This window comes from Streptomyces sp. NPDC059787, assembly GCF_042732315.1.
Taxonomy (GTDB): Bacteria; Actinomycetota; Actinomycetes; order Streptomycetales; family Streptomycetaceae; genus Streptomyces; species Streptomyces atrovirens.
Window position 1 is genome coordinate 1,534 of the sequence record NZ_JBHWHX010000092.1, and the last position, 2,823, is coordinate 4,356.

The 2,823-nt window shown below is 72.4% G+C and carries 4 protein-coding genes; 1 reads left to right on the forward strand and 3 read right to left on the reverse strand.

Annotated features, from left to right (window positions below; genetic code table 11):
* Positions 1–32: 32 nt before the first annotated feature.
* The 3 genes from ACFV5H_RS37300 to ACFV5H_RS37310 form a co-directional block, all read right to left on the reverse strand.
* Complete coding sequence (locus tag ACFV5H_RS37300) at positions 33–1,292, reverse strand: AAA family ATPase (RefSeq protein ID WP_385199132.1); 1,260 nt, start codon at positions 1,290–1,292, stop codon at positions 33–35.
* Positions 1,289–1,633 (reverse strand): hypothetical protein, encoded by a 345-nt coding sequence (locus tag ACFV5H_RS37305; RefSeq protein ID WP_385199133.1) that lies wholly within the window; start codon positions 1,631–1,633, stop codon positions 1,289–1,291. Before ACFV5H_RS37305 ends, ACFV5H_RS37300 begins: the two co-directional genes overlap by 4 nt.
* An 80-nt stretch (positions 1,634–1,713) precedes the next feature.
* Entirely contained in the window at positions 1,714–1,926 is a 213-nt protein-coding gene (locus ACFV5H_RS37310; protein ID WP_385199134.1) for a hypothetical protein, read from the reverse strand.
* Positions 1,927–2,252: 326 nt separating this feature from the next.
* On the opposite strand from ACFV5H_RS37310, the gene ACFV5H_RS37315 reads away from it, so the two are divergent.
* Positions 2,253–2,540: a hypothetical protein gene (locus ACFV5H_RS37315; protein WP_385199136.1), complete on the forward strand. Its 288-nt coding sequence runs from the start codon at positions 2,253–2,255 to the stop codon at positions 2,538–2,540.
* Positions 2,541–2,823: the final 283 nt, after the last annotated feature.

Below are 2,823 nucleotides of genomic sequence, written 5' to 3' on the forward strand. Positions count from 1 at the left end.
CCGGCGGCGGGCGGCCTGCCGTTCTTCGGGGGTCATTGCGGGGGGTCCTTCCTGGTGTGGTCGTCCTCGTCCCGCTGCTGCGCCCCGTCCGGGCGGTGGTGTGTGACCTCGTCCTCGTCCCACCTAAAGGAGTGGGACGAGGGACGAGGACTCACTACCTCGTCCCGGGACGAGGTGGGACGAGGTGGGGACGAGGTGGCGGAGGGGTCGGGAAGGGCGTGCAGTTGGGCGCCGCGGGGTCCGGCGGTGACGACGACGTGCCCCTCGTCGACGAGAGCGGCCAGGGCGCGCCGCTTGTCCGCGGCCTTACCGGTGACCCGGTCCTCGATCCCTGCTTTCGAGAGCGGCTGGCCGGCTTTCTGCAGCGCGGTGACGATGGCGGCTTGGAGGCCCTGGAGCCGGTGTTCGTCGGTGGCGGCCTGGTCCTCGTCGGTCCGGGCCACGGGCGGGTAGAGGTGTGCTTCGGCGGACTGTTCGGTCCGGGAGTCGATGACGAGGTCCCCGAACCAGTAGAGGCCGCTGGAGTGCGGGAGGGCGTGGCGGCGGAGCTGGGCGGGCCGGTCTTTGGCGATCCGGATGCGGGAGCGGCCGGTGGCGCCGATGCCGAACGGGCGGACGTTCTCCAGCAGATACATCACGCCGTTGAGGCCGTTGAGCTTGTGGACTCCGCCGAGGCTGTACCGGCCGCGGTTCTCCGCAGACTTGACGACGTGGTCCAGGGTGACGACGGCCGCGCCGGCGTCGGCCATGGGGCGGAGCAGCTGGCGGGAGAACCGGGCCACGTCGGTGTTGCTCTTGAGCTCCAGGCCCAGCAGTGACATCCCTTCCGTGACGCCGTCCACGATGGCGAGGGAGGGGAGCATCTGGAGCAGCTGGACGAGGTCGGGCAAGTCGACCGGGGTCAGGGGGCCTTCCGGCCGGATGTAGTGGAACTGGTTCCGTACGGTCCAGGGGTTGGCGCCCAGCGCCATGAGGCGGCCGACGACTCCGCCGGCGTCGTCCTCGAAGTCGACGTAGAGGACGTGCCGCCCGGCTTTGAGTTCCTGGAGGCACGCCAGCAGTGCGAGCCACGTCTTACCGGCCTCAGACTCGCTGGCGACGCTGGAGACCCGGCCGGGGTAGAACAGGCCGATCCGGTCGTCGCGGTGGCCCACGGTCGGCTGTGGCGGCCGGTACGTGCCGTCCAGGACGGCGGAGAGATCCTGTGCCGCCCAGGATCCCGTGCGGGGTTCCTGGTCCTGGTCCTCGTCGACCCATGGGTCGTCGGTGGGGTCCACGGTCCGCACGATCACGCTGCCTCCCCTCGTGCGTCGGGGACGAGGTGGTGGCCGGGTGCGCCGGGTATCGCCACGGGCGGCCAGCCGGGTGTGGCCTGGAGCCTCCAGGGCCTCCGCCGCGGTGACTCCGTCCGGTCGACGAGGGGCCGCTGCTGCTGCGATCGTTCGGCGGCCAGGATGAGCGCGGCGAACCGCCGGCGGTCCCGGGGAGGGAGAGCGCACCACTCCGCCGTGCCGTACTCCGGGACGGGTCCGGCGCCGACGAGGGCACGGACCTGGACCCGCGCCCACGCCCTGGTGGCGGCCCGGTAGTCGACCGGGGGAACGTCGTCTTCCCCGCGCCCTACGCTGGTCACGGACAAGTTCTTAAGCGTCCCCGCGCCTGAACTGTTCGGCTGCGCCCCCGCTGCTGTGGTGGGGGCGTTCTGCTGTCCGGTCATGTGGTGGCGGCCCCCTCGTCCTCGAGGACCAGGGCGACGAGTTCCGCGCGCGTCTCCGGGGTCTGCGGTCCGAGGATGCGGTGCAGCTGCTCCCGGGTGAAGCGGCGGGTGTAGTCGTGGCGGGCCTGGACGACGTCCGGGTCGTCTTCGCCACGGTGGCGGGTGAGGGCCGCGAGTCGGGCCCTGGCCGTACGGGATGCGGATTCCACGGTGTCCCCTTGGGGTCGTGGGTCGGCAGTACAGGCGGCCCGCTGCGTGCGGGCGTCCGCGTGGGCCCGCCGCGGTGCGGACGGCAGTGCATGCCGTGTGAGCACAGTCGCACGGATCTCGCCGAGGCATCCCCCTGCTCCCCTCTGGAGCATCCCGGGGTCGATACGGTCCGGGGATGAGTGACGACCTGAGAGACCCCGACGGCGCTCCCCTGTGTGCGTGGTGCGGGGAAGGGCCCGTGCCGCCGAGCCGGGGGACCAAGCCGCGGGCCTACTGCTCCCGGGCGTGCGTTCACCGCGCGCACCGGGCCCGGAAGGCTCAGAAGATGAGTGAGCGTCTGGTGGCCGCGTACATGAAGGGTCGGGTCGAGGAGGCGGAGGCGTGGCAGAGCGGAGCAAAGTCGCGCGACCCTTCTTCGACCCAAGGAAAGTCGCGCGATGATGACTCAGGATCGTCGCGCGACTTTCCGGAAGTGCAGGTCACGGCGTCGGGGGCGGAGCCGTGCCCGTACTGCAGGACGGTCGTCGCCGGTCTGGTGGCCCATCTGCGGCAGTGCCCGGAGGGGCCCGCGGCGGGAGAGCAGGACGGCCGGCCCACGACGGAGCCGCGGTGAGCGGAGCGCCCCCACGGCGGCCGGCCCCATCGCGGCAGCAGCTGCTCCCCGTCGACCACGACCGGGGAGTCCGGTCCGCTCACGCTCCGGTGGGGTCGACGGCGGCGGTACGGCGGCCCGCCCAGGATCGGCCTGGAGGACGGCAACGGAAGATCAGCCGGGCACCCCTCCCCTCCCCGCCAGCCCTCCCCCACGCGCACAACGACGATGCGGTCGGTCGGCGTGCGGCTGGCCATGTAAACCCCGGCGAGTGGCCGCCCGGTCTACTGCCCGCGGTCGCCCT

What these genes read in the sequence shown, in the direction of transcription:
- ACFV5H_RS37315 (WP_385199136.1), top strand. Translation starts at nt 2,253, where the DNA reads ATGAGTGAGCGTCTGGTGGCCGCGTACATGAAGGGTCGGGTCGAGGAG.